27 protein-coding genes are annotated in these 25,792 nt (G+C 68.3%); 15 read left to right on the top strand and 12 right to left on the bottom strand.

The features are described from left to right. The first annotated feature begins 22 nt into the window (after window positions 1-22). The 5 genes from ACRYRV_RS16100 (at window position 23) to ACRYRV_RS16080 (ending at window position 4,293) form a co-directional block, all read left to right on the top strand. The gene (locus tag ACRYRV_RS16100; protein WP_309636381.1) at window positions 23-853 is read left to right on the top strand and encodes an inositol monophosphatase family protein; all 831 of its coding nucleotides are present in this window, start codon (window positions 23-25) and stop codon (window positions 851-853) included. A gap of 100 nt (window positions 854-953) precedes the next feature. Beyond that, complete coding sequence (locus ACRYRV_RS16095) at window positions 954-1,229, top strand: GrxA family glutaredoxin (RefSeq protein WP_444984473.1); 276 nt, start codon at window positions 954-956, stop codon at window positions 1,227-1,229. 94 nt (window positions 1,230-1,323) lie between these two features. After that, window positions 1,324-2,301, top strand: a complete 978-nt coding sequence (locus ACRYRV_RS16090) for a bifunctional enoyl-CoA hydratase/phosphate acetyltransferase (protein WP_444984474.1) — start codon at window positions 1,324-1,326, stop codon at window positions 2,299-2,301. After that, complete coding sequence (locus ACRYRV_RS16085; protein WP_444984475.1) at window positions 2,291-3,463, top strand: acetate/propionate family kinase; 1,173 nt, start codon at window positions 2,291-2,293, stop codon at window positions 3,461-3,463. Before ACRYRV_RS16090 ends, ACRYRV_RS16085 begins: the two co-directional genes overlap by 11 nt. A gap of 62 nt (window positions 3,464-3,525) precedes the next feature. Then, window positions 3,526-4,293: a DUF1338 domain-containing protein gene (locus ACRYRV_RS16080; RefSeq protein WP_309636385.1), complete on the top strand. Its 768-nt coding sequence runs from the start codon at window positions 3,526-3,528 to the stop codon at window positions 4,291-4,293. Between the two features lie 204 nt (window positions 4,294-4,497). Here ACRYRV_RS16080 and ACRYRV_RS16075 read toward each other — a convergent pair whose 3' ends face one another. Both ACRYRV_RS16075 and ACRYRV_RS16070 read right to left on the bottom strand, forming a co-directional pair. Then, entirely contained in the window at window positions 4,498-5,157 is a 660-nt protein-coding gene (locus tag ACRYRV_RS16075) for a CoA transferase subunit B (RefSeq protein WP_253442821.1), read from the bottom strand. A gap of 93 nt (window positions 5,158-5,250) precedes the next feature. Continuing rightward, the gene (locus ACRYRV_RS16070; RefSeq protein WP_253442824.1) at window positions 5,251-5,952 is read right to left on the bottom strand and encodes a CoA transferase subunit A; all 702 of its coding nucleotides are present in this window, start codon (window positions 5,950-5,952) and stop codon (window positions 5,251-5,253) included. 144 nt (window positions 5,953-6,096) lie between these two features. Between ACRYRV_RS16070 and ACRYRV_RS16065 the strand changes: the two genes are divergently transcribed. The 6 genes from ACRYRV_RS16065 to ACRYRV_RS16040 all read left to right on the top strand — a co-directional run bounded on the left by ACRYRV_RS16065 (window position 6,097) and on the right by ACRYRV_RS16040 (window position 11,275). Further along, window positions 6,097-6,993 carry a LysR family transcriptional regulator gene (locus ACRYRV_RS16065; protein ID WP_253442827.1) on the top strand — a complete coding sequence of 299 codons (897 nt, stop codon included), beginning with the start codon at window positions 6,097-6,099 and terminating at the stop codon, window positions 6,991-6,993. A 70-nt stretch (window positions 6,994-7,063) separates the two neighbouring features. Beyond that, on the top strand, window positions 7,064-7,930 hold the full coding sequence (locus ACRYRV_RS16060; protein ID WP_253442830.1) for an acyltransferase: 867 nt from the start codon (window positions 7,064-7,066) through the stop codon (window positions 7,928-7,930). Beyond that, window positions 7,882-8,826 (top strand): M23 family metallopeptidase, encoded by a 945-nt coding sequence (locus ACRYRV_RS16055; protein WP_309636386.1) that lies wholly within the window; start codon window positions 7,882-7,884, stop codon window positions 8,824-8,826. The genes ACRYRV_RS16060 and ACRYRV_RS16055 overlap by 49 nt, the downstream gene beginning before the upstream one ends. Before the next feature lie 106 nt (window positions 8,827-8,932). Beyond that, complete coding sequence (locus ACRYRV_RS16050; RefSeq protein ID WP_444984476.1) at window positions 8,933-10,090, top strand: glycosyltransferase family 4 protein; 1,158 nt, start codon at window positions 8,933-8,935, stop codon at window positions 10,088-10,090. After that, window positions 10,062-10,604: a phosphatase PAP2 family protein gene (locus tag ACRYRV_RS16045; protein WP_444984477.1), complete on the top strand. Its 543-nt coding sequence runs from the start codon at window positions 10,062-10,064 to the stop codon at window positions 10,602-10,604. Before ACRYRV_RS16050 ends, ACRYRV_RS16045 begins: the two co-directional genes overlap by 29 nt. 50 nt (window positions 10,605-10,654) lie before the next feature. Further along, complete coding sequence (locus ACRYRV_RS16040; protein WP_444984479.1) at window positions 10,655-11,275, top strand: alpha-ketoglutarate-dependent dioxygenase AlkB family protein; 621 nt, start codon at window positions 10,655-10,657, stop codon at window positions 11,273-11,275. Window positions 11,276-11,433: 158 nt separating this feature from the next. On the opposite strand, the gene ACRYRV_RS16035 is transcribed toward ACRYRV_RS16040, so the two are convergent. After that, the gene (locus ACRYRV_RS16035; protein WP_309636389.1) at window positions 11,434-12,837 is read right to left on the bottom strand and encodes an alanine/glycine:cation symporter family protein; all 1,404 of its coding nucleotides are present in this window, start codon (window positions 12,835-12,837) and stop codon (window positions 11,434-11,436) included. Between the two features lie 482 nt (window positions 12,838-13,319). Between ACRYRV_RS16035 and gcvH the strand changes: the two genes are divergently transcribed. After that, a complete protein-coding gene (gene gcvH, locus ACRYRV_RS16030) occupies window positions 13,320-13,712 on the top strand; it encodes a glycine cleavage system protein GcvH (RefSeq protein WP_253442847.1) in 393 nt (130 codons plus the stop codon). Window positions 13,713-13,811: 99 nt separating this feature from the next. Then, entirely contained in the window at window positions 13,812-16,706 is a 2,895-nt protein-coding gene (gene gcvP, locus ACRYRV_RS16025) for an aminomethyl-transferring glycine dehydrogenase (RefSeq protein WP_444984480.1), read from the top strand. 121 nt (window positions 16,707-16,827) lie between these two features. On the opposite strand, the gene ACRYRV_RS16020 is transcribed toward gcvP, so the two are convergent. Beyond that, the gene (locus ACRYRV_RS16020; protein ID WP_253452118.1) at window positions 16,828-17,742 is read right to left on the bottom strand and encodes a LysR family transcriptional regulator; all 915 of its coding nucleotides are present in this window, start codon (window positions 17,740-17,742) and stop codon (window positions 16,828-16,830) included. 95 nt (window positions 17,743-17,837) lie between these two features. Between ACRYRV_RS16020 and ppnN the strand changes: the two genes are divergently transcribed. After that, a complete protein-coding gene (gene ppnN, locus ACRYRV_RS16015) occupies window positions 17,838-19,199 on the top strand; it encodes a nucleotide 5'-monophosphate nucleosidase PpnN (protein ID WP_444984481.1) in 1,362 nt (453 codons plus the stop codon). Window positions 19,200-19,287: 88 nt separating this feature from the next. On the opposite strand, the gene ACRYRV_RS16010 is transcribed toward ppnN, so the two are convergent. Continuing rightward, on the bottom strand, window positions 19,288-19,656 hold the full coding sequence (locus tag ACRYRV_RS16010) for a hypothetical protein (protein WP_253442859.1): 369 nt from the start codon (window positions 19,654-19,656) through the stop codon (window positions 19,288-19,290). Window positions 19,657-19,658: 2 nt separating this feature from the next. Then, the gene (locus tag ACRYRV_RS16005) at window positions 19,659-20,123 is read right to left on the bottom strand and encodes a flavodoxin domain-containing protein (protein ID WP_253442862.1); all 465 of its coding nucleotides are present in this window, start codon (window positions 20,121-20,123) and stop codon (window positions 19,659-19,661) included. A gap of 202 nt (window positions 20,124-20,325) precedes the next feature. Here ACRYRV_RS16005 and ACRYRV_RS16000 point away from each other — a divergent pair, with 202 nt between their 5' ends. Next, window positions 20,326-20,535 (top strand): DUF2788 domain-containing protein, encoded by a 210-nt coding sequence (locus tag ACRYRV_RS16000; protein WP_253442865.1) that lies wholly within the window; start codon window positions 20,326-20,328, stop codon window positions 20,533-20,535. 76 nt (window positions 20,536-20,611) lie between these two features. On the opposite strand, the gene ihfA is transcribed toward ACRYRV_RS16000, so the two are convergent. From ihfA to infC, 6 genes are all read right to left on the bottom strand, one after another. After that, complete coding sequence (gene ihfA / locus ACRYRV_RS15995) at window positions 20,612-20,914, bottom strand: integration host factor subunit alpha (RefSeq protein WP_253442868.1); 303 nt, start codon at window positions 20,912-20,914, stop codon at window positions 20,612-20,614. Window positions 20,915-20,978: 64 nt separating this feature from the next. Next, window positions 20,979-23,360 carry a phenylalanine--tRNA ligase subunit beta gene (gene pheT, locus ACRYRV_RS15990; protein WP_444984482.1) on the bottom strand — a complete coding sequence of 794 codons (2,382 nt, stop codon included), beginning with the start codon at window positions 23,358-23,360 and terminating at the stop codon, window positions 20,979-20,981. A 34-nt stretch (window positions 23,361-23,394) separates the two neighbouring features. Then, window positions 23,395-24,414 carry a phenylalanine--tRNA ligase subunit alpha gene (gene pheS / locus ACRYRV_RS15985; RefSeq protein ID WP_309636393.1) on the bottom strand — a complete coding sequence of 340 codons (1,020 nt, stop codon included), beginning with the start codon at window positions 24,412-24,414 and terminating at the stop codon, window positions 23,395-23,397. Between the two features lie 120 nt (window positions 24,415-24,534). Then, window positions 24,535-24,888, bottom strand: a complete 354-nt coding sequence (rplT, locus tag ACRYRV_RS15980; RefSeq protein WP_444984483.1) for a 50S ribosomal protein L20 — start codon at window positions 24,886-24,888, stop codon at window positions 24,535-24,537. A 35-nt stretch (window positions 24,889-24,923) separates the two neighbouring features. Next, window positions 24,924-25,118: a 50S ribosomal protein L35 gene (gene rpmI, locus ACRYRV_RS15975; RefSeq protein WP_089725334.1), complete on the bottom strand. Its 195-nt coding sequence runs from the start codon at window positions 25,116-25,118 to the stop codon at window positions 24,924-24,926. Window positions 25,119-25,224: 106 nt separating this feature from the next. After that, on the bottom strand, window positions 25,225-25,767 hold the full coding sequence (infC, locus tag ACRYRV_RS15970) for a translation initiation factor IF-3 (RefSeq protein WP_299310866.1): 543 nt from the start codon (window positions 25,765-25,767) through the stop codon (window positions 25,225-25,227). Window positions 25,768-25,792 lie beyond the last annotated feature (25 nt).

Genomic DNA, 25,792 nt, shown 5'->3' with positions numbered 1-25,792 from the left:
GCCATCGACGCCTGGAGCCCTCATGACCGACACCGAACGCCTGGCCCTCGCCGTGGAGATCGCCCGGGAGGCCGGCGAGATGATCCGCGATGCCCGTGCCGCCCAGACCTTCGGCCACCGCTACAAGCAGGGCCATGAGCTGGTGACCGATGTGGACCTCGCCGTGGACACTCATATCACCGCGCGCCTGGAGGCCGCCTTCCCCGATGAGGCAAGGCTCAGCGAAGAGCTGGCACCGGAGCGCAGCGCCCTTGAGCGCGATGCCCCGCTCTGGGTGGTGGACCCCATCGACGGCACCGTCAACTTTGCTCACGGCTTTCACCACGTGGCCGTCTCCATCGCCTGGGCCCAGTCGGGTCGCGTCACCCTGGGCGTGGTGCACGCCCCCTTTCTGGGAGAGACCTTCACCGCCCTGGCCGGCCAGGGGGCCCACTGCAACGGCCAGCCTATCCGGGCCAGCCGCACCCGCAGCCTGGAGCGCTGCCTGGTGGGCACCGGTTTCCCCTATCGCCGCGATAGCCGCCCTCCGCTGATGCGCCGCCTCGCCGCCGTACTGGAGCACTGCCAGGACGTGCGGCGCAACGGCTCCGCGGCCCTGGACCTCTGCGATGTGGCCTGTGGTCGCCTGGACGCCTACTACGAGAGCGTCTCCCCCTGGGACTTCGCCGCCGGCTGGCTGATCGCCCGGGAGGCCGGCGCCCGCACCGGCCACCTCTACCCCTGCCCGGAGGGCTTTCCCGAGGATCTTTACGGCGAGAACCTGCTGGTGACGAGCCCGGGCATCCACCGGGAGCTGGGGGCGCTGCTCCGCCGGGCCGACGCCGGCGAGCTCGAGATCCCGCCGGCCCGATAGTGCGACCCAATGGCGCGGCTTGACGAGCGCTATTGGCCCCGCCGGGGCCGATCCGTCACAATGCCAGGCGTTCACTTTCAATGTCCTCCCAGGAGTCCACATGTTCGTCGTCATCTTCGGCCGCCCCGGCTGCCCCTTCTGCGTTTTCGCCCAGGAACTGGCCGGCCGCCTCGAATCCGCCGGCGCCATCGAGGGCTTTCGCTACGTGGACATGCATGCCGAGGGGCTGACCAAGGCCGACCTGGAGAAGACCATCGGCAAGCCGGTGCACACCGTCCCCCAGATCTTCATCGACCAGGCCCATATCGGCGGCTACAGCGAGTTCGACCAGCATGTGCGCGAGCACGGCCTGCTGGAGGCGGTCAGCGTACGCTGAGCCTACCCCGCCGTGCATACCGGCCCCGAGCCGGCCGGATGGCGCCAGGCGGGGCCCATGCTAGGCTAGAGGCGTCCATCTCATGGAGACGCCCATGCCGACCCCCTACGCCCCCCCGGCAGAGAGCGAGCACTGGCACCAGACCGGTGACCAGCACCGCCGCCTGATCGACAGCGTTCGCCCGCTGCCGACCCTGACCACCGCCGTGGCCCACCCCTGCGACGAGGCTTCCCTGGGCGGCGCCCTGGCCGCCTGGCGCGAGGGGATCATCACCCCGACCCTGGTCGGCCCCCGAGCCCGCATCACCGCCGCGGCGGAGGCGCTCGGCGAGAGCCTCGACGGGCTCACCCTGGTCGACACCTCCCACAGCCACGCGTCCGCCGAGACGGCGGTACGCCTGGCCGCCGAGGGCGAGGTGCAGGCCCTGATGAAGGGCTCCCTGCATACCGACGAGCTGATGTCCGCCGCCGTGGATCGGCGCACCGGCGTGCGCACCGAGCGGCTGATGAGCCACGTCTATGCCCTGGACGTGCCCAGCTACCCCCGCCCGCTGCTGATCTCCGATGCCGCCCTGCACATCGCGCCGGGCCTGGACGCCAAGCGCGACATCATCCAGAACGCCATCGACCTGGCCCGGGCCCTGGGCATCGACCCGCCCAGGGTGGCCCTGCTTTCTGCGGTGGAAACCGTACGTGCCACCCTGCCCTCCACCATCGAGGCGGCCGCCCTGTGCAAGATGAGCGAGCGCGGCCAGATCCGGGGCGGTATCCTGGACGGCCCCCTGGCCATCGATAACGCCGTCTCCGCGCTGGCCAGCCGCCAGAAGGGGCTGGTCTCGGACGTCGCCGGGCGGGCCGACGTGCTGATCGCCCCCAATCTCGAGTCCGCCAACATGGTGGCCAAACTGCTGATCTATCTGGCCCGCGCCCAGGCCGCCGGCCTGGTGGTGGGGGCCCGGGTGCCGATCATGCTGACCAGCCGTGCCGATGACGTCGAGACGCGGCTCGCCTCGGCCGCCCTGGCCGCGCGGCTGGTCCATTTCCAGCGGGAGGGAGGCGACGATGCCCGATGATCAGCTGGTGCTCAACGCCGGCTCCGCCACCGTCAAGTTCGGCCTCTACGACGGCCAGGGTCGGCTCAGGCTGCGCGGCCTGGTGGAACGGATCAGCGAGGCGCCGCGGCTGCGGCTGCTCCAGGGCGAAGCGCCCACGGAGCGCTTCCGGCCATTGGCCGGAGGGCCCGCGGACGCCGCCGAGGCCCTGCTCGCCTGGCTCGAGGCCGAGGGGCTGCTCGCGGGGCTCGGCGCCATCGGCCACCGGGTCGTGCACGGCGGGACCCACCACGCCGCCCCGGTGCTGCTGGATGACGCCCTGCTCGACGACCTCGAGGCGCTGGCGACCCTGGCGCCCCTGCACCAGCCTCCCGCCCTGGCGACCATTCGCCGCCTGCGCGCCCAGCAGCCCAGGCTGCTACAGGTCGCCTGCTTCGACACCGCCTTTCACCGCCATCAGCCCCGGGTGCACCAGCTCTTTGCCCTGCCTCGCCGCCTGGCCGACGAGGGCATCCTGCGCTACGGCTTCCACGGCCTCTCCTATGCCCATGTGGCGCGCCGTCTGCCGGAGGTGGTCGGGGCCGAGCGCGCCGCCGGCCGCGTGGTCATCGCCCACCTCGGCCAGGGCTGCAGCCTCTGCGCCCTGCGCGGCGGCCAGAGCCTCGCCTCCTCCATGGGCTTTACGGCTCTGGACGGCATGATGATGGGCAGCCGCTGCGGGCGACTCGACCCCGGGGTGGTGCTCCACCTGCTGCGCCAGCCCGGCATGACGGCCGAGCAGGTGGAGCGCCTGCTCTATCACGACAGCGGGCTCTACGGGGTCTCGGGGATCTCGGCCGACATGCGCGACCTGCTGGCGAGCGACCACCCCCAGGCCGCCGAGGCGGTCGAGCTCTTCGTGGAGCGGCTGCTGCAGGAGATCGGTGCCCTGACCGCCACCCTGGGCGGACTCGATGCCCTGGTCTTCACCGCCGGCATCGGCGAGCACAGCGCCGAAATCCGCGAGCGCTGCGTGGCCCGGCTGGGGTGGCTGGGGGCGGCCCTGGACCCGGCCGCCAATGCGCACCACGCCCCGCGCATCGACGCCGGCACGGGCCCGGCCCTGGCGGTGATTCCCACCGACGAGGAGGGGGAGATCGCCGCGGCCACCCGCCAGCTGCTGGAAGCGTCATCCCGGCGTTGAATGGCTAGAGGCGCCGACTGCCTATACTTCCCGCCAGCATCCACGACAAGGAAACCACTGCGATGCAGAGGGAAGAGTTCGTTCAGCAGCTGTGGCTGGACTATGTCCACCAGCACCCCGAGGTGGGCGCCCTGCGCCTCTGGCCCCTGGACGCTCCGGTGGAGTATCTGGCGCTGGTCACGCTGAATCACGGCCCCTGGCGCATGGACGCCCTGCTGCCCAGCCTGCTCCACCTGGGCTACCGCCCCCGCCACCGCCACGCCATGGCCGATCGCGGCCTGCTGGCGACGCTGCTCTCGCCCCCGGATGACGGCCCCTGGCTGGTGCTCGGCGAGCTGCAGCTCGGCACCCTCTCCCGGGAGCCGCGCCAGCGCCTGGAGTCCCTGGTGGCCCTGGCGCCGGAGGCGGACCGCCGCGGCCAGAACCTGCTCTGTCGCGGCCGGCCCTGGCCGATGCCCGACTGGGACACCTTCCAGTCGCTCAGCGCGGCGCACCCCCTGGCGGGGCTGCTCGCGGTGAACGGGCCGCGCCTGCATCACGCCGGCTTCGACTGCCAGCGCCTGGGGGAGAGCCTGAGCCACTATGACCGGCGCCTCACCGAGAGCGGCTTCGTCGGCAGCAGCGACCGTCAGCACGGGCTCTTCCCGGTGTCGGGGCTGCTCGACTACCGCTTCTATCCCGCCTGCTCCCAGCGCCTGCCCTTCGCCGACGGCGACGAGCATCGCTTCGAGAGCGGCGGCCTCGCCCTGGTGCAGAAGGCCGTCAGCGCCAACCAGGAGCGCGCCGTGGAGCTGCTGCTGCCGCACCATACCCGCTGCGAGATCACTTGATCGGGATATCCACAGATTCTGTGGATAACGCTGTGCAGAGCCCGGCCGCCAGGCGCCGTAACCCCCATGGGAGCGGGCTTTGCGCCCGCTGGTCATGAAATCGACACCCGGCATTCGCCCCCTCACAGCGACACCGTCTCCTCATAACGGCACCGGCCCGGACGCAGGCGTCCGGGCCGGTGAGCTCTCGGGAGCAACCGAGAATCAGTCGAAGGTCATCTCCGGCACATGGTCGGGCACGACCAGCTTGCCGGCGGTCTTCTCGACGATCTCCTCCACGGAGACCCCAGGGGCGCGCTCCTTGAGGTGGAAGGCGCCGTCCTTAATCTCCAGATAGGCCAGGTCGGTCAGCACCCGATTGATGCAGCCGGCGCCGGTCAGCGGCAGGCTGCACTTCTCGAGCAGCTTGGACTCGCCGTGCTTGGAGGCGTGGGTCATGGTGCAGATGATGTTCTCGGCACCGGCCACCAGGTCCATGGCGCCGCCCATGCCCTTGATCAGCTTGCCGGGCACCATCCAGGAGGCGATGTTGCCCTCCTGATCTACCTCGAAGGCGCCGAGCACGGTCAGGTCCACGTGGCCGCCACGGATCATGGCGAAGGACTCGGCGGAGTCGAAGATCGCCGCGCCGGGGCGAGCGGTCACCGTCTGCTTGCCGGCGTTGATCATGTCCGCGTCGACCTCCTCCTCGGTGGGGAAGCGCCCCATGCCGAGCAGGCCGTTCTCGGACTGCAGCATCACGTCGATGCCCTCGGGCACGTAGTTGGCTACCAGGGTGGGGATACCGATGCCCAGGTTGACGTAGTAGCCGTCCTCGAGTTCGCGCGCCACGCGCATTGCCATCTGTTCGCGGGTGAGTGCCATCTTGTTGCCTCGTTGTTCGCTGGAAAGGCTTCGCTTGAGAAGCTCGGAAAGGAGCCGGCGGACCGGCGGTCATCGGGCGTTGCCGTGCCGGGCTCAGGCCTCGCGGACGGTACGTTTCTCGATGCGCTTCTCGAAGCTGCCCTGGATGATGCGATCGACGTAGATGCCAGGGGTGTGGATCTGGTCCGGCTTCAGCTCGCCCGGTTCGACGATCTCCTCCACCTCGACGACGGTGATCTTGCCGCAGGTGGCCGCCAGGGGGTTGAAGTTCTGGGCGGTGTCGCGGTAGACGACGTTGCCGTAGCGATCGGCCTTCCAGCCCTTGACGATGGCGAAGTCGGCGTGGAACGCCTCCTCGAGGATATAGTGGCGGCCGTTGAACTCGCGCACCTCCTTGCCCTCGCCGATCGGCGTGCCGTAGCCGGTGGCGGTGTAGAAGGCGGGGATACCCGCGCCGCCGGCGCGCATCTTCTCGGCCAGGGTGCCCTGGGGGGTGAGGATGACGTCGATCTCGTTGTTGAGCATCTGCTGCTCGAACATGGCATTCTCGCCCACGTAAGAGGCGTAGATGCGGCTGATCTGCTTGTCTTCCAGCAGGATGCCCAGGCCGAAACCGTCGACGCCGCAGTTGTTGGAGATGACGGTAAGGTCGTTGACCCCGCGGCGCTTGATCTCGGCGATCAGGTTCTCGGGAATGCCGCAGAGGCCGAAGCCGCCGGCGACAACGGTCATGCCGCTCTCGATGCCTGCCATCGCCTCTTCGTAGGAGTTAACGCGCTTGTCGAATCCGGCCATAGGTGGCGCCTCATGTTGTTGTGCGTGGGTGTGGTCGTGGAGACACGATGCCACCCAGTGTTGTGCCTGGCGATATATTTGTTAAGTTTGTTTTTTTTATCGATTGATGAGCCCGCCTCATAACTTTGACCTTGGTAGCATGCCGTGACCGTCAAGCAGCTTCGCGCCTTCCTCGCCGTGGCCCAGACCCTGAGCTTCACCCAGGCCTGTGAACGGCTGCACCTCTCCCAGCCGGCGCTCAGCCTGGCCATCAAGGGGCTGGAGGAGAGCCTCGGCGGGCGCCTGCTGATCCGCACCACCCGCAGCGTACGCCTCACCCCCGAGGGCGACTCCTTCCTGCCCCTGGCCAAGCGTCTGCTGGCGGAGTGGGACAACGCCGAGGAGCTGATGCGCCAGCGCTTCACCCTGCAGCTCGGCCGCCTGACGGTGGCCACCATGCCCTCCTTTGCCAGCAACCTGCTGCCGCCGGCGCTGATGGCCTTTCGCAGCCGCCACCCGCGCATCAACGTCACGGTGCATGACGTGATCAACGAGCAGGTGATCGACATGGTCCGCGACCGCCAGGTGGAGCTGGGCATCGCCTTCGAACCGGAGGCGGCCGGCAGCCTCACCTTCGTCCCGCTCTTCATCGACCGCTTCGTGGCCGTGGTGCCACCGCGCTCCCTGCTGGCCCGTCATCGGCGGCTCGACTGGCAGACCCTGCTGACCCACGACTTCATCGCCCTGCAGCGCCCCTCCATGGTGCGTCGCCTGCTGGAGCAGCAGCTCGGCGAGCGCGGCATTCGCCTGCCCGCCGCCTTCGAGAGCCACCAGCTGGCCACGGTAGGCCGCATGGTGGCCAGCGGCCTGGGCGTCAGCGCCGTGCCCTCCCTGTGCGCCCGCCAGATGGAGGAGCTCGGCGCCCGCTGCCTGCCGCTTACCGCACCGTCCATCGAGCGCGCCGTGGGCATGGTGACCCACGGCGAGCTCTCCGCGGCGGCCCTCGCCCTGCAGCAGGTGCTCATGGCCACCCTGGGCAACGCACCCCCTGCCGGCGAGTGATCACGGCTGGGCAGTCGCCCGGCGATCCTTTAGGATTGCCGCATCCGACTCGCCACCGACGGAGCCACGCATGCCGACCCTCAAGGGGCTCGTCAGTCTCCTGCTGCTTACCCTCAACACCCTGGTCTGGGGCGTGCCCCTGATTCTCCTGACCCTGGTCAAGCTGATCACGCCCGGCCGCCCGCTGCGCCGCCTGGTGCTGCGCGGGCTCAACGCCGTGGCCCTCAACTGGATCGGCTTCAACCTCTGGTGGATGCGTCACTGGCTGAAGCCGCAGCTGGACCTCGAGGTTCCCGAGGGGCTCTCCCGGGAGCAGTGGTGGCTGGTGGTCTCCAACCACCGCAGCTGGACCGATATCTTCGTGCTCTTCTTCGCCCTGCATCGCCGCATACCCATGCCGCGTTTCTTTCTCAAGCGCCAGCTGATCTGGATCCCCATCGTGGGACTGGCCTGGTGGGCGCTGGAGTACCCCTTCATGCGCCGCATGAGCGCCGAGCAGCGCACGCGCCACCCCCATCTGGCCAAGCGTGACCAGGAGGCCACCGAGCGCATGTGCCACCGCGCCCGGGAGGCCCCCATCGCCATCTTCAACTTCCTCGAGGGCACCCGCTTTACGCCCGCCAAGCGCGATGCCCAGGGCTCCCCCTATCGCCACCTGCTGCGCCCCAAGGCCGGCGGCATCGCCCAGGTGCTCAACCTGCTGGGAGACCGCCTCGAGGGCATCATCGATGTGACCCTGAGCTATGACCAGCCCGACCCCACCTTCTGGGGCTTCCTCTGCGGCCAGGAGGGGCGCATCGTACTGAGGGCGCGCACCCTCCCCGTGCCCGACTGGATGCTGGAGGGGGACTACCAGGACGACCCGGACGACAAGGAGCGCTTCCACTCATGGCTCAATGCCCTGTGGCAGGAAAAGGACGACTCGCTCTCACGCTGATGCTGGCAGCGCTGCTGCTGGGCGGCTGCGCCTCGCAGCCTGACAGCGGGGATCGGCCGGTGACCCGTGACGCCGCCGCCGCGGCCGATACCGGCAGCTGGGTGGTGGTGCAGCGCGGCGATACCCTCGGCGAGATCGCCCGGCGCGGCGGGGTCCCCCTGGAGCGACTCCAGCGTTTCAACCCCGACGCCGACTCCCGGCGCCTGGCGGTGGGACAGCGCCTGCTGATGCCTACCCATCAAGAGCGGGCGCCCTCCGGTGGCCCCTACCGCTACCAGGTGCGGCCCGGCGACACCTACTCCAGCATCGCCCGACGCTTCGGTACCCGCGCCTCTCGGATCCAGGCCGCCAATCCCGGCGTGGAGCCCAGGTCCCTGCGGGTGGGCCAGCTGATCCAAGTGCCCGTCTCGACCGCCAGCGGCGGCGGGCGCGCCGCGCCCTCCTCCAGCGCCTCGAGGAGCTCCCAGGCCGCAAGCCCTCCCGCCCGGGCCAGCCTGCCGGACCCCGGCGACCTGCCCCGCTCGGCCCGCAGCTGGCCTTGGCCCCTCGAGGACTACCGGGTGGTGCGCGCCTTCGGCAGCGACAGCCGCGGCACCCTGCAGCCGATGCTGCTGGCCACCGGCCGCGGGGCCCAGGCTCGGGCGGTAGCCGACGGCGACGTGCGCTTCGCCGACAGCATGCGCCAGCTCGGCCAGGTGGTGATCATTCACCACGCCGACAACCTGCAGAGCGTCTATGCCCAGTGCGAGCGCCTGCTGGTCAAGGACGGCGAGCGCGTCACGCGCGGCACGCCGGTCTGCGAGGTGGCCTTCAGCAACGCCAGCGAACGCCACGACCTGCTCTTCGACCTGCGCCACGGCGGCAAGCCCATCGACCCGCGCCGGGTGCTGCGCTAGCCTGTCACCCAATCGTCACCCCGGCGTCGCCGGGGTGTCACCCGCCTTCCCCATCCTCGGTGCCTAACAGGGCCCATGAGGGGCCCGCCACGCAGCGGGGAAGCACATGCGTATCTGCCTGGTCAGCGAGACCTGGGCGCCGGAGATCAACGGCGTCGCCCACACCCTCGGCCACCTCAGCCGCGAGGCCAACGCCCGGGGCCATCGCCTGCAGCTGGTACGCCCGACGCCGGCCATACCCGCGCCACGCAGCGCGGACGTGGAGGCCGAGCTCAGGGTGCGCGGCGTCGCCGTGCCCGGCTATCCCCAGGTGCGCCTGGGCCTGCCGGCTTCCAGGCGCCTGACGCGCTTCTGGCAGGCGCAGCGTCCGGAGGTGATCTATCTGGCCACCCAGGGCCCTCTGGGCTGGTCGGCCCAGGCCGTGGCGCGGCGCCTGGCGATTCCCTGTGTGGCCGGCTGGCACACCAACTTCGACCACTACTGCCACGACTACGGCCTTCCCTGGCTCAGCGGCCCGGTCCGTCGTCGCCTGCGCACCTTTCACAATCGCAGCCAGGCCACCCTGGTGCCGACGCGCCAGCAGGCCGAGGAGCTCACGGCCGATGGCTTCCAGGCGGTGCGCGTCATGGCACGGGGCATCGACGGGGAGCGCTTTTCGCCGGCCCACCGCGATCCCGAACTCCGCCGGGCCTGGGGCGCCGGCGAGCACACCCCCGTGGTGCTGCACGTGGGGCGCCTGGCCCCGGAGAAGAACCTGGCGCTGCTGCGGGAGAGCTGCGTGGCCATCGGCGAGGCCCGACCCGATGCGCGCATCGTGATCGTCGGCGACGGTCCTGGGCGCAAGGCCCTGGCCGCCTCCCTGCCCCAGGCCCATTTCACCGGCTTCATTCCCGCCGACGAGCTGGCCCGCCACTACGCCAGCGCCGACCTCTTCCTGTTTCCGTCGCTCTCGGAGACCTGGGGCAATGTCCTGCTGGAAGCCATGGCCAGCGGCCTGGCATCCGTTGCCTTTCGCCATGCCGCCGGCGCCGAACTGATCGAGCATGACCACAACGGCCTGGCCCTGGCCATCGACGACGGCCGCGGCTTTCTGGGCGCCGCCGTCACCCTCTGTCAGCAGCCGGCCCGGCGGGCCCGCCTGGGTCGACATGCCCGGGAGCGGGCGCTGGCCTACGGCTGGCCGGCCATCGCCGACACCTTCCTTGCCACCCTCGACCACGCCCGGGAGATTCGCCATGGCACCTCGCGCCCCCGCCCTGCTTGATCGTCTCGACCTGCTGGAGTGGCGACTCTGCCAGCGCATCGGCCGCCTCAACCTCTATCGCCCCTGGCTCGGGCTGCTGCGCCTGGCCAGCCGCCTCGGCGACTGGCCGGCCTGGGTCGCCCTGATCCTGCTGCAGCCCCTGCTCGACGCCGCTCATGGTGGGCAGCGCCTGCTCCAGTACACCCTGACCGCCCTGGCCGCCATCGCCGTCTATCGCCTGGTGAAGACCCGGCTCTGCCGGGAGCGGCCCTATATCACCTTCGTGGGCAATGTCCGCTCCCACGAGCCGGCCCGGGACCGCTACAGCTTTCCCAGCGGCCACACCATGCATGCGGTGATGTTCCTGGCGCTGACCGCGAACCATCTGCCCTGGCTCGCCCCCTGGCTGGTGCCGCTGGTGCTGCTGATCGCCCTCTCCCGAGTCGGCCTCGGCCTGCACTACCTGAGCGACGTGGTGGCCGGTGCCCTGCTCGGGCTGCTGTTCGCCGGCGTGAGCCTGACCCTGGTTGGGTGACACCGGATGCACGGCTCGTCGCAGCCGCACCGCCGTGGCATCCTTGGCCGATGCCGACCGAGACCCTGCTGACCAACCCGCCCCTGTGGCTCACGACTCCCCTGCTGGGGGAGCCTGCCGCCACGGCGCTTCTTCACACCCTCGATGCCGAGCTTGAATGGCAGCGCCCCACACTGCGCCTCTACGGCCGCGAGCACGTCATACCCCGCGCCCAGGTCTGGATGGGCGACCCCGAGGCGCACTACCGCTATTCGGGCCGGGACTTCTGCCCCGAGCCCTGGCACCCGGCCGTCGCCGAGCTGCGGGACCTTGTGATCGCCAACCTGGCAGACCAGGGCGTGCAGGCCGGCTTCAACAGCGTGCTGCTCAACCGCTACGCCGGCGGTGAGGAGCGCATGGGCTGGCACAGCGATGACGAGCCGGAGCTCGGTCGCGACCCGCTGATCGCCGCCGTCACGCTGGGGGCCGAGCGCCCGCTGCGCTTTCGCTGGAAGCCTGGCGCGGCCCCTGCCGGTGATGCGGGAGCCGCCGCGCCCTTCAATGCCTGGCTGCCCCACGACAGCCTGCTGGTGATGGGCCCCGGCGTGCAGCGCCAGCTGCAGCACGCCCTGCTGCCGCGGCGGATTCCCGGGCTGCGCATCAGCCTGACCTTTCGCCGGATCCAGTCATGACGACGGTTTTCTGCTGAACTTCAGGCCTGAGCTGCAGGCCGGCTTCTTTGGTGCCATCTGATCATGGCGACAAATGATAACGGTATAAAATTTCTGAAAAAAAAGGGCGGCCACCCCAAGGTGGCCGCCCCGCTTTGCCGTATCGGCTCGAGCTACCCTCAGCCCTTGTTGTGGTCCAGATCCTCGCCCGGCAGGACCTCCTTGCCGTCGAAGTAGTCCCGGGTCAGCTTGAACACCACCGGCGAGAGCAGCGCCAGGGCGATCAGGTTGGGAATCGCCATCATGGCGTTGAAGGTGTCGGCCATCAGCCAGATGAAGCCCAGGTTGGCCATGGCGCCCAGGGGGATCGCCAGCACGAACAGCACCCGGTAGAGCATGATGGAGCGGGTACCGAACAGGAACTGGAAGCACTTCTCGCCGTAGAAGGACCAGCCCAGGATGGTAGTGAAGGCGAACACCGCCAGCGCCACCGAGACGATCTGGTTGCCGAAGCCCGGCAGGGCCGCGTCGAAGGAGAGCGCGGTAAGCGAGGCCCCCGCCTCACCCTCGATCCACACCGTGGAGGTCAGGATCACCAGGGCGGTGATGGTGCAGATGATGATGGTGTCGATGAAGGTGCCGAGCATGGCGATCAGGCCCTGACGCACCGGGTTCTTGGTCTTGGCCGCCGCGTGGGCGATGGGCGCACTGCCCAGGCCCGCCTCGTTGGAGAAGATGCCGCGGGCTACGCCGAAGCGAATCGCCGCCATCACCGCTGCCCCGGCGAAACCGCCGGCCGCCGCATGGGGGTTGAAGGCATAGTAGAAGATCATGCTGAAGGCCTCGCCGATCTGGCCGGCGTTGACGATCAGCACCAGCACCCCGGCGACCACATAGAGGATGCCCATGATCGGCACCAGCTTGCCGGCCACCTTGGCGATCCGCTTGATGCCGCCCAGGATTACCGCCCCGGCCAGTACCATGATCACGGTGCCGGTGATCCAGTGCGGCAGCCCGAAGGTGCTGTCCAGGGCATCCGCCACGGAATTGGACTGCACGGTATTGCCGATGCCGAAGGCCGCCACGGCGCCGAAGAAGGCGAAGGCGCCCCCCAGCCACAGCCACTTCTTGCCCAGGCCGTTCTTGATGTAGAACATCGGGCCACCGACGTGATAGCCGGTGCTGTCGGTCTCACGGTAGCGAACGGCGAGCACCGCCTCGGCAAACTTGGTGGCCATCCCCACCAGGGCGGTGATCCACATCCAGAACACCGCCCCGGGACCGCCCAGGGCGATCGCCGTGGCCACGCCGGCGATATTGCCGGTGCCGATGGTGGCGGAGAGCGCCGTCATCAGGGCATTGAAGGGCGAGATCTCCCCCTCGTCCTCCTTCTTCTTCTCTCCCGGCACCGGCTTGGCATCCCGCCCCTGCCACATCAGCCGGAAGCCCATGCCCAGCTTGCGAATGGGCATCAGCTTCAGGCCGACCTGCAGGTAGAAGCCGACCCCCAGCAGCAGGATCAGCATCAAGGGCCCCCACACCACGCTGTTGATGGCACCGAATAGATTGTTCAAGGTTTCCACGTGAATCTCCCTTTGCGCTTGTTGTTTTGCACCGTCGTCTGGCCCCATGACACCCGGCGATCCTTCCATGTCGGGTGCCATCATGCGCAGAATCGACAAGACTAACCCGGCTAACATAGCGGAATCTTTTGCTTCATCCCAGCCTGCCGCCAATCAACGCTGGAGCGGCGCCGCAGGCGATGAAACCATGTTTCCTATCAGAAACTGGCCCCACCCGGGCTGGGCGCCGCTCACTCAGCCAGCATAGACCGCCACCGCCCTGGTGTCGTCAGGGCGTGCCGCCTGCCACCGGACCTGGCTCCCAAGGCAGGGAAAGCCGTGTGCCAGGCCCGGGATACCGCCCTTTGCTGGACGTATCCGCCCGCTCGGGCCACCCTTGGGACGGGTCTTTGCCTCAGCATTGCGCTGGATGGACTCGCCAAACGCCGCCAATGGCGTTAGCATTCGCGAATCCCGAAAACTATTTCGTATAGGAAATTCCGATGAGCTCAATTCCCGCCAACCTTCGCTACGCCGACAGCCACGAATGGGTGCTGGATAACGGTGACGGCACCGTGACCGTCGGCATCACCGATCACGCCCAGGAAGCGCTGGGCGATATCGTCTTCGTCGAGCTTCCCGAGGTAGGTCGCGCCCTCACCCTCAAGGAGGAGTTTGGCGTGGTCGAGTCGGTCAAGGCCGCCTCCGACCTCTATGCGCCGGTGGCCGGCGAGGTGGTCGAGGTCAATGAGGCCCTCGAGGACGCCCCCGAGACCGTCAACGAGTCCCCTTACGCGGACGGCTGGATCATGAAGGTCCGCCTGGAGGAGAGCGGCCAGCTCGACGACCTGCTGGATGCCGACGGCTACGGCGCCGTGGCCCAGGCCGACGACTGAGTCCGCTCCGTCTCACCTGCGCCCCGGCCGCCCTGGCCGGGGCATGACGTTGATCCCGAGTTCTTCTCCCGCTTTCGCCTTACGTGACAGGGTGCCCCCATGCCGATCGATTCCCGCCGCCTGGCCGACCTGGCCGCCCACGATGACTTCCTACAGCGCCATAATGGCCCCCGCCAGGATGACGTGGCCGCCATGCTGGCCACCCTCGACGTGGAGAGCCTGCCGGCGCTGATCGAGCGCACGGTGCCCGCGGACATCCGCCTGGGCCGCGAGCTCGAGCTCGACCCGCCCAGAAGCGAGGCGGAAGCGCTGGATTACCTCAAGCGTCTGGCCCGCCAGAACCGTGTGTTCAAGAGCTATATCGGCCAGGGCTACCACGGCACCCACCTGCCCGCCGTCATCCAGCGCAACGTGCTGGAGAACCCGGGCTGGTACACCGCCTACACCCCCTACCAGCCGGAGATCTCCCAGGGTCGCCTGGAGGGGCTGCTCAACTACCAGCAGATGGTGATGGACCTGACCGGCATGGAGCTGGCCAACGCCTCCCTGCTCGACGAGGCCACCGCCGCCGCCGAGGCCATGGCCCTCTGCCATCGCGGTAACAAGAAGGCCAAGAGCGAGGTCTTCTTCATTGCCGACGACGTGCTGCCCCAGACCCTCGACGTGGTCCGCACCCGGGCCGCCTACTTCGGCTTCGAGCTGGTGGTCGCCCCGGCCGAACAGCTCGCCGACACCGACGCCTTCGGCGCCCTGCTGCAGTACCCCGGCGAGAGCGGCCAGGTCCGCGACCTGGCGCCGCTGCTTACCGCCGCCCGGGAGCGGGGCATCATGACCTGCGTGGCCGCCGACATCATGAGCCTGGTGCTGCTCAAGGAGCCGGGGGCGCTTGGCGCCGACATCGTCATCGGCACCACCCAGCGCTTCGGCGTGCCCATGGGCTACGGCGGCCCCCACGCCGCCTTCTTCGCCACCACCGACAAGCTCAAGCGCTCGATTCCCGGTCGCATCATCGGCGTCTCCCGGGACAGCCGCGGCGGCCAGGCCCTGCGCATGGCGATGCAGACCCGCGAGCAGCACATCCGCCGCGAGAAGGCCACCTCCAACATCTGTACCGCCCAGGCCCTGCTCGCCAATATCGCCGGCTTCTACGCCGTCTATCATGGCGCCGAGGGGCTCACCACCATCGCCGGCCGCATTCACCGCCTGACCACCCTGCTGGCCCTGGGCCTCAAGGAGAAGGGCGTTTCGCTGGCCCACGACACCTGGTTCGACACTCTGCGCCTGACCGGGGTGGATGCCGGCAAGCTCCACGGCCGCGCGCTCACCCACGAGATCAACCTGCGCTACTTCGACAACGGCGACGTGGGCGTGACCCTGGACGAGACCACCACCGCCCACGACCTGGACGTGCTCTTCGATGTCCTGCTGGGCGAGGAGCATGGCCTCTCGATCAGCGCCCTGGATGCCCGCGCAGTGGACGAGGGGGCGAGCGGGATTCCGGCGGCGTGCCGCAGGGAGAGCGATTTTCTGACCCACCCCACCTTCCAGCGCTACCGCAGCGAGACCGAGATGCTGCGCTACCTCAAGCGCCTGGAGAATAAAGACCTCTCCCTGGCCCACGCCATGATTCCGCTGGGCTCCTGCACCATGAAGCTCAACGCCACCAGCGAGATGATCCCCATCACCTGGCCGGAGTTCGCCAACATTCACCCCTTCGTCCCCCGGGACCAGGTGGCCGGCTACAAGCAGATGATCGATGAGCTCGCCGCCTTCCTGGTGGAGGTGACCGGCTACGACCACATCTCCATGCAGCCCAACTCCGGCGCCCAGGGCGAATACGCCGGCCTGGTGGCGATCCGCCGCTACCAGGCGGCCATCGGCGAGGGCCACCGCGACGTCTGCCTGATCCCGAGCTCCGCCCACGGCACCAACCCGGCCTCGGCGGCCATGGTCGGCCTCAAGGTGGTGGTGGTGGAGTGCGACCGCCACGGCAACATCGATATCGAGGACCTGCGCGCCAAGGCCGAGCAGCACAGCGAGGCGCTCTCCTCGATCATGATCACCTACCCCTCCACCCACGGCGTCTTCGAGGCCGGGGTGCGCGAGGTGTGCGAGATCGTTCACGCCCACGGCGGCCAGGTCTATGTGGACGGCGCCAACATGAACGCCCAGGTGGGCCTGTCGCGCCCCGGCGATTTCGGCGGCGACGTCAGCCACCTCAACCTGCACAAGACCTTCTGCATCCCCCACGGCGGCGGCGGCCCCGGCATGGGCCCCATCGGCGTCAAGGCCCACCTGGCGCCCTTCGTGACCAACCACGTGGTCACCCCCATCGAGGGGGTCAATGCCGACTGCGGCGCGGTATCGGCGGCGGCCTTCGGCTCCGCCTCGATCCTGCCGATCTCCTGGGCCTACATCAAGATGATGGGTGCACGGGGCCTGCGCGAGGCCACCGAGCTCGCCATTCTCAACGCCAACTACATCGCCAAGCGCCTCGGCGAGCACTATCCGGTGCTCTACAAGGGCGAGAACGGCACCGTGGCCCACGAGTGCATCATCGATATCCGCCCGCTCAAGGCGGCCTCGGGCATCAGCGAGGAGGATATCGCCAAGCGCCTGATGGACTATGGCTTCCACGCCCCCACCATGTCCTTCCCGGTGCCCGGCACCCTGATGATCGAGCCTACCGAGTCGGAATCCCGCTACGAGATCGACCGCTTCTGCGACGCCATGATCGCCATCCGCGAGGAGATCCGCCGGGTCGAAGCCGGCGACTGGCCGGTGGACGACAACCCCCTGGTGAACGCGCCGCACACCCAGGCCGACCTGATGGACGAGAGCTGGGAGCGCCCCTACTCACGAGAGCTGGGCGCCTTCCCCTCCCAGGCGGTCAAGGCGGCCAAGTACTGGCCGGCGGTTAACCGGGTCGACAACGTCTTCGGCGACCGGCAGCTGGTCTGCTCCTGCCCAAGCATCGACGAGTATCGCGACTGAGGCTCATCTCTCCTCGGAGATACAGGCCCCCAAGCAGCAGGCCCCGCCAAACGGCGGGGCCTGCTGCTTTGCGGTGTACGCTGCGGGGTACGCTGTTTGCAGAGCACCCCGTGGAACGCCCTCAGGGTCCTGCGGGCACCTCCCCGAAGCCGGAGAGGGCCTGGCGACGCTGCTCCCGGAAGTCCTCCAGGAGGCGCACATAGCGCCGCGGCATCTCGCTGCCGGCTCGGGTCACCAGGTGCAGCGTCTCGTGCACCGCCACCGGCAGGTCCAGCGCCTTGACCTGCCGCTGCCAGGGGGAGGTCTCCAGCACCAGGCGCGACACCACCGTGAAACCCAGCCCCCGGGCCACGGCGTCCAGCACCAGCCCCACCTCGTTGGTGAAGCCCTGGCGTCGGAAGTGGCTCATGGAGCGGAACTCCTGGGGAAAGTTGCTGCGCAGGAGGGCGCTGGCGTGATTCAGGCCGTCGAAGTAGTTGATAAAGCCGATGCCCATCAGATCGGCCAGCCCGCTGCCGACAAAATCCGCCGGCACCACCAGGCAGAGGGGCTCCCGATGCCAGGGCTCGACGCGCAGGTCGGACTGGCGCAGTGGCTCGGTGACGATACCTAGGTCGTGACGCCCGGCCAGCACGTCCTGGGCGATGTCGTGGTTGAAGGCGAAGCTGTAGCTGACCGAGAGCCCGGGGTGCATCTGCTGCTGACCGAGCAGGAAGGGGTAGAGCATCAGGCCCACGCTGCCGGGAGAGGCCAGGCGGCATTCGCCGGAAAAGAGCGAGTCGGCGTCCAGGGAGTGGCGAAACTGCTCGTGGTCGACGAAGAGCTTAAGGGCGTAGTCGTAGGCCCGCCGACCCGCTTCGGTCAGGGTGAAGCGGCGTCCGTGACGCTCCAGCAGCGGCTTGCCCAGATACTGTTCGAGCTTGCGAACGTGCTGGCTGACGCCGGGCTGGGTCATCTCCAGGCGCCGCGCCGTCTGGGTGAAACTGCCGGTCTCGACCAGGGTAATGAAGGTGCGGAAATAGAGGGCGTTGAACATGACGGGCCAGCTGGCGAAAAGGGCCCTCATTGTAGCACCGGCGCCCGGCAGCCGTGATAGCATCGGGGCAGACCAAACCGCGACAAGGACGCCCCATGCCCGACACCATCTCCAGCATCATCTCCCCGGAAGGCAGCCTCGAGATCCTCTCCCAGCACGAGGTAAGCCGGCTGCACGACACCTCCAAGGCCGGCCTGCATGATCTGCTGCGCCGCTGCGCCCTGGCCGTGCTCAACTGCGGCTCACCCACCGACGACAGCGTGGCACTGATGGAGGCCTACCGGGACTTCGATATCGAGGTGATTCCCCAGGACCGCGGCATCCGCCTGAAGCTGACCAACGCCCCGGCCGAGGCCTTCGTGGACGGGCGGATGATTCGCGGCATCCGCGAGCATCTCTCCTCGGTGCTGCGCGACATCGTCTACGTCTACAACGAGATCCAGGGCCACCAACGCTTCGACCTGACCACCGCCGAGGGCACCACCAACGCCGTGTTCCATATCCTGCGCAAGGCCGGCACCCTCAAGCCGGGCCGCGACCCCAGCCTGGTGGTCTGCTGGGGCGGCCACTCCATCTCCCGGGAGGAGTATGAATACAGCAAGGACGTGGGCTACCACCTGGGGCTGCGCGAGATGGACATCTGCACCGGCTGCGGCCCCGGCGCCATGAAGGGCCCCATGAAGGGTGCCAACGTGGCCCATGCCAAGCAGCGCCGACGCCAGGGCCGCTATCTAGGTATCTCGGAGCCCGGCATCATCGCCGCCGAGGCGCCCAACCCCATCGTCAACGAGCTGGTGGTGATGCCCGATATCGAGAAGCGCCTGGAGGCCTTCGTGCGCCTGGGCCACGGCATCATCGTCTTCCCCGGCGGGGTGGGCACCGCCGAGGAGATTCTCTACCTGCTGGGCATCCTGCTGCACCCGGAGAACGCCGACATGGAGCTCCCGGTGATCTTCACCGGCCCGGCGAACAGCGCCGACTACTTCCGGCGCATCGACGAGTTCCTGGTCTACACCCTAGGCGAGGAGGTCCGCGCGCTCTACCGTGTCATCATCGACAACCCCACCGAGGTGGCCCGGGCCATGCGCAAGGGCATCGACGCCGTGACCGACTACCGCCGCACCCGCCAGGACGCCTTCTACTATAACTGGCGGCTGACCATCGACCGCCCCTTCCAGGAGACCTTCGAGCCGACCCACCAGGCCATGGCCGGGCTCGCCCTGCGCCGGGACCTGCCCACCCACGAGCTCGCCGCCAACCTGAGACGCGCCTTCTCGGGGATCGTGGCCGGCAACGTCAAGGAGCAGGGCATCCGGGCGATCCGCGCCCACGGCCCCTTCCGGCTGCATGCCGACGCCGAACTGATGACCCGCCTGGATGCGCTCCTCGACTCCTTCGTGGCCCAGGGCCGCATGAAGCTCGAAGGCGAGTATGAGCCCTGCTATACCCTGGGCTGAAAGAGCGCGGGGTGAAGAGTGAAACGCCCCGCCGAGCTCGAGACTCGGCGGGGCGTTTTCTGACGGAGAGCCGGCGCGCTCTCCCCGACTAGTCGCTGGGTGCTCTGAACCATAGCAGCAGCGCGTGAAGCAGCAGCCCCAGGGTGGCGCCGTGGGCGATCAGCAGCTCCCAGCCGATGAAGTCGGTGAAGAGCGCATGGTAGAGCCCCATGCCGGCCAGGCCGACCGCCAGGCAGAGGCCCAGGCGCTTGAGCAGATCGGGCAGACGCGCCCGCGCCTCGGCCTCGAGCATGCGCCACTGGACCACGGCCACGGCGGCCACCACCGCCAGGGCGATCAGGACCAGGTTCAGGCGATTGTCATGGCCGCCCACCAGATAGCGGGGGATGGTGGAAAGCATCAGCAGGATCAGCCCCAGCATCAGGCTGAGCCGCTCGGGAGATGGCTGGGCCCCCATGCTCAGGCGACCTTGAGCTGCTGGGTATCGATCCACGCCTCGACCCAGGGCAGCGCCGCGTCATCGGCCATGAAGGTCTCCATGGCGTCGATCTCCAGCCGCTCACCCAGGCGAGTGGCGCCCTGCCCCTCCAGCAGCTCATCGAGCTGGCGGCCGGCGCCGCAGAAGGTCTCGCCATAGGAGCTGTCGCCCAGGGCGATCAGGCCATAGCGCAGCGAGGAGAGCCCCGGGCTCTGGTCGGCGATGGCCCGGGCAAAGTTGGCAAAGGTGCCGGGGTAGTCGCCGCTGCCGGTGGTGGAGACGCAGAACAGCGCCAGATCGGTATCCGGGGCGGTCAGGTCATCGAGGCTGGGGTTCTCGAGGATGGCGACCTCGTAGCCGGCCCCCTCGAACAGCGGCTTGACCTGCTCGGCGACGTCCAGTGCGCCACCGTACATGGTACCAACGAAGATCTTGAGCATGGGCATGTGACGGTTTTACCTGAGGAATTTCATCGGATATTACCATAGCTCCCGGCCCGCGCGCACCCGGGTGCCCTACCGTCACGGCCAGAATCAAGCCCCCTCCCCCTTCCGGCGGCGAGACACTTCGTCGCACCCTGGCGCCTTTGGCAACGGGGGTACCCGAGTATAATGGTCGGAAAAATATCCCCTCTGACGGAGTCCCCCCATGCAGCAGACCTTCGAGGCCTGGATCACCCCGATCATGATCGGCGGCCTGATCCTCTTCATGGCCTTCATCATCTGGGACCTGGCCAAGAAGTCCAACGCGGGTCGCTTCGGCACCATCATGCTCTTCGTGGTGCTGGGTGCCGGCATGCTCGGCTATGTACTCAAGGTAGTGATCACCTGGATGCTGGAGAACGGCGGCAGCGTTTAACCACCGGCTCATACAGCACGACAGCGCCACCCCAGGGGGTGGCGCTGTCGTCTCTGGTCGCGTGGTCAGGTGTCGATCAGCGCGATTCGCCGCGGTAGCCCTCGACCTGGCTCTTCAGCTTCTGGCCCGGCCGGAAGGTCACCACCCGGCGGGCCGAGATCGGGATCTCCTCTCCCGTCTTCGGGTTGCGCCCCGGCCGTTCGCGCTTGTCGCGCAGGTCGAAGTTGCCGAAGCCGGAGAGCTTGACCTGTTCGTTCTCGCGCAGGCAGGCACGGATCTCCTCGAAGAAGGCCTCCACCATGGCCTTGGCCTCACGCTTGGAAAGGCCCAGCTCAGCGTGCAGATGCTCGGCAAGCTCCGCCTTGGTCAATGCACCCATGTTCACGTCCTCGTGTAGGGTCCGCCTCACGGCCGCTGCCATCCGTGCCCGCCAACCGGCGGGGCTAGCCCCGCAGCTCGGCACCCAGATGCTGACGGGACTCGGTCACGATGGCATCAACCAACTCGTTGATTTCCTCATCATTCAGCGTGCGTGAAGGATGCTGCCAGGTCAAGCCCAGCGCCACGCTCTTGCGCCCTTCCGGCACCCCCTGACCCTGGTAGACGTCGAACAGCCGGCACTCGGTCAGCCACTCGCCGGCCTGGCCACGCAGGGTATCGAGCAGCGCCTGGACCGGCAGCGTCTCGTCCACCAGGAAGGCCAGATCGCGACGCACCTCCGGGAACCGCGACAGCGGCATGAAGGAGGGCACGCGACCGTGGGTCAGGGCGTCCAGGCGCACCTCGAAGAGCAGCGCCTCCACCTTGAGCCCCAGCTCGGCGCGCACCGCGGGGTGCAGGGCGCCGATCCAGCCGGCCTCCTCGCCCCGGTGCAGGATCCGCGCGCACTGCCCCGGGTGCAGGGCCGGATGCTCGGCGGGCTCGAAGCGCCACGCCTCGGGCTCGCCACCCATGGCCAGCAGGCTCTCCAGGTCCCCCTTGAGGTCGAAGAAGTCGACACGGTCGCGCCCCGCGGCCCAGCCCTCGGGCTCCCGGCTACCGCAAACCAGGGCCCCGAGCATGGGAAGCTGCTGCAGCTCGTCGAGCTCGCCGCGGAATACCAGGCCGGTCTCGAAGAGGCGCACCCGCGTCTGCTGGCGGTTCAGGTTGTGGGTCAGCGCCCGCACCAGGCCCGGGAAGAGGCTCGCCCGCATCACCGAGAGATCCGCAGAGATGGGGTTGGCCAGCACCGGCGAGACCGCTTCGGGCAGCAGCGCCTTCTGCAGCTCGGGGGCGACAAAGCTGTAGGTCACCGCCTCCTGATAGCCCCGGGCCACCATCTGACGGCGCAGGCGCGCCAGGGGCGTACGCGCCTCGTGGTCGGGGCGCAGGGCCAGCCGGGCCTTGGGGCGGCGCACCGGCAGCCGGTTATAGCCGTGTATGCGCGCCACCTCCTCGATCAGATCCTCCTCGATGGCGATATCGAAACGCCAGCTCGGCGCCCGCGCCGTCCAGCCCAGGGCGTCGGCGGTCACCGCCATGCCCAGGCGCTCGAGGATCTCGGTGACCTCGTCGGCGGGCAGGGCCTTGTCGAGCGCCTGCTCGAGGCGCGCGGCGCGCAGGCGCACCTCGCGCTCGCCGGGCAGGTGCGCCTGGCTTGCCACCACCACCAGGGGGCCCGGCTCGCCGCCGACGATCTCCAGCAGCAGCGCCGTGGCGCGTTCGGCCGCCTCTCGGGCCAGTGCCGGGTCCACACCGCGCTCGAAGCGGTGGGAGGCATCGGTATGCAGCCCGTAGTTGCGCGCCTGACCGGCCACCGCCAGGGGCGCGAAGAAGGCCGACTCCAGGAAGATGTCCCGGGTCCCGGCGTTGACGCCGGAGTGCTCCCCGCCCATGACGCCGGCGATGGCCAGGGGCCCGCGCTCGTCGGCGATCACCAGGGTATCCGCCGCCAGGGTCACCTCCTGGCCGTCGAGGAGTACCAGGCGCTCCCCCTCCCGGGCCAGGCGCACGATCACGGCACCCTGCAGGTTGGCGCGATCGAAGGCGTGCAGGGGCTGGCCGAGCTCGAGCATCACATAGTTGGTGACGTCGACCACCGGGTCGATGGCGCGGATGCCGCTGCGACGCAGCCTCTCCACCATCCACAGCGGCGTCTCGGCGCTCACGTCGACGCCCCTGATCAGGCGGCCGATATAGCGCGGGCAGCGCTCGGGGTCCTCGACCCGCACCGGGAAGGTCTCGTCGTGGGTCGCCGATACCACTGCGACCGACGGGCCCTGCACCGGCAGGCGATTGAGCACGCCCACCTCCCGCGCCATGCCCTTGAGGCTGAGGCAGTCGCCGCGGTTGGGGGTCAGGTCCACCTCGATGGTATGGTCATCCAGACCCAGCCAGGCGCGGAAGTCCTCGCCCACCGGGGCGCCGGCCGGAAGCTCCAGGATACCCGGGGAGGTCTCCTCCTCGAGGCCGAGCTCCGAGGCGGAGCAGATCATGCCCTGGGACGCCTGACCGCGCAGCTTGGCCTTCTTGATCTTGAAGTCGCCGGGCAGCACGGCGCCAACCCGGGCGAAGGGCACCTTCTGCCCAACCGCCACGTTGGGGGCGCCGCACACCACCTGCACCAACTCGCCGTCACCGTCGCGCACCTGGCAGACGCTCAGCTTGTCGGCATCGGGATGCTGGACCTTCTCCACCACCTCGGCCACCACCACGCCGCTGAAGAGCGCCGCTACGGGCTCCACCGCGTCGACCTCGAGACCGGCCATGGTGATCTGGTCGGCCAGGGCCTGGGTGGCAAGCTGCGGCGACACCCACTCGCGCAGCCACTGTTCGGAAAATTTCATGGCAAATCCTGTGTTCTGCTGATGCGAGGGAGGGTCAGGCGAACTGGCGCAGGAAGCGCAGATCGTTGTCGAAGAACAGGCGCAGGTCGTTGACGCCGTAGCGCAGCATGGCCAAGCGCTCGACCCCCATGCCGAAGGCGAAGCCGGTATAGCGCTCGCTGTCGATGCCGGAGTGGCGGAACACCTCGGGATGCACCATGCCGCAGCCCATCACCTCCAGCCAGCCGCTGTGGGAGCAGACCCGGCAGCCGTCGCCGGCGCACATTACGCACTGGATATCCACCTCGGCGGAGGGCTCGGTGAAGGGAAAGTAGGAGGGACGGAAGCGCACCGAGAGGTCGTCACGCTCGAAGAAGGCGTGCAGGAAGTCCTCGATGGTGCCCTTCAGGTCGGCGAAGCTGACGTCCTGATCGACCAGCAGTCCCTCCACCTGGTGGAACATCGGCGTATGGGTCAGGTCCGAGTCGCTGCGATAGACCCGGCCCGGGCAGACGATGCGAATGGGCAGCTGGCCCTGCTTCATGGTGCGAACCTGCACCGGCGAGGTGTGGGTGCGCAGCAGCCGGGTGGCATCGAAGTAGAAGGTGTCCGCCATGCCCCGGGCCGGGTGATGGGCCGGGATATTGAGCGCCTCGAAGTTATGGTAGTCGTCCTCGATCTCGGGCCCTACCTCCACGTCGTAGCCGATGCGGGTAAAGAGCCCCTCGATGCGCTCCATGGTGCGGGTGACGGGATGCAGCCCACCGCTGGGCTGGCCGCGGCCGGGCAGGGTCACGTCGATGCGCTCGGAGGCGAGTCGCGCCTCCAGCTCCGCCTTCGCCAGAGCGCTGCGCCGCCCCTCCAGCTCCTCGGCCAGCGCCTGCTTGGCCTGGTTGATCCGCTCGCCGGCTGCCGGACGCTCCGCGGCCGGCAGCTTGCCCAGCCCCTTGAGCTGGGCGGTGATCTCGCCCTTCTTGCCGAGGTAGCGTACGCGCAGCTCTTCCAGGGCCGAAATGGTCTCGGCGGCCTGAATTGCCTGGCGAGCCTCGGTGACCAGAGTGGGAAGGTGGTCCATCCGTTGCGCTCCGAATTCGAAAGTCTGTCTTCAAGAAAAAGGGGAAGAGCGGCTGCTCTTCCCCCTGAACGCCAGCGCGCGCCTCGCCTGGGGCGGAACGCGCGCCGATGACGCTATCGCTTACTGGGCAGCCTTGGCCTTCTCGACGATGGCTGCAAAGGCGGCCTTCTCGTTGACGGCCAGGTCAGCCAGGACCTTGCGGTCGATCTCGATACCGGCCTTCTTCAGGCCACCGACGAAGCGGCTGTAGGAGAGACCGTGCTGACGGGCACCGGCATTGATACGCTGGATCCACAGGGCGCGGAACTGGCGCTTGCGCTGGCGGCGGTCACGGTAGGTGTACTGGCCGGCCTTGATGACGGCCTGCTTGGCGACGCGGAACACGCGGCTGCGGGCACCGTAGTAACCCTTGGCCTGCTTGAGAATCTTCTTGTGACGACGACGGGCGACAACGCCACGCTTGACACGAGTCATAGCTTACTCCTGACGAAAATGGGATCTACCAAGGGTTACAGGTTGGGCAGCATGCGCTGGATCAGCGCCTTGTCGGCGTCGTGAATCTGCTTCATGCCGCGCAGCTGACGCTTACGCTTGGTGGACTTCTTGGTCAGGATGTGGCTACGGAAAGACTGCTTGTGCTTGAAGCCGTTGGCCGTCTTCTTGAAGCGCTTGGCGGCGCCACTGTTGCTCTTGATCTTCGGCATGGAAGAACACTCCATTGCGAGGTTTTTTCAGAAAACCCGGGGCCAACGGCAGGCTTTTCGCCTGCCGCCCGTTGAACCGGCCGTCGGATCACTTCTTCTCTACTGCTTACTGCTTCTTCTTCGGGGCAACGATCATGATCATCTGGCGCCCTTCCATCTTCGGGAAGGACTCCACGGTCCCGATCTCCTCGAGATCGGCGGCGATCCGTTCCATCAGCTTGCGGCCGAGGTCCTGGTGCGCCATCTCGCGACCGCGGAAGCGGAGCGTGACCTTGCCCTTGTCGCCACCTTCGAGGAAGCGGATCAGGTTCTTCATCTTGACCTGATAGTCGCCCTCGTCGGTGCCAGGCCGGAACTTGACTTCCTTGACCTGAATCTGCTTCGTCTTCTTCTTCTGAGCGGACTTCTGCTTCTTCTGCTCGAAGACGAATTTGCCGTAGTCCATGATCTTGCAGACGATGGGGTCGGCGTTGGAAATCTGCACGAGGTCCAGTCCCGCCGCTTCGGCTCGCTCCAGTGCTTCACTGGTGGGCACGACGCCCAGCTGCTCGCCGTCGCTATCGATCAGGCGAACCTGATCCTCGGTAATACGCTCGTTCATCGGGGGGCGCTTATCCTGGACGCGCCCTCTTGGGTTGCTTCGCTTGATCGCTCAGTCTCCTTAAGACGATTGA

It is taken from the genome of Halomonas mongoliensis (genome assembly GCF_052496345.1).
Note: the sequence above shows the minus strand (reverse complement) of the source record. Positions and strands in the feature narration are given on the sequence as shown.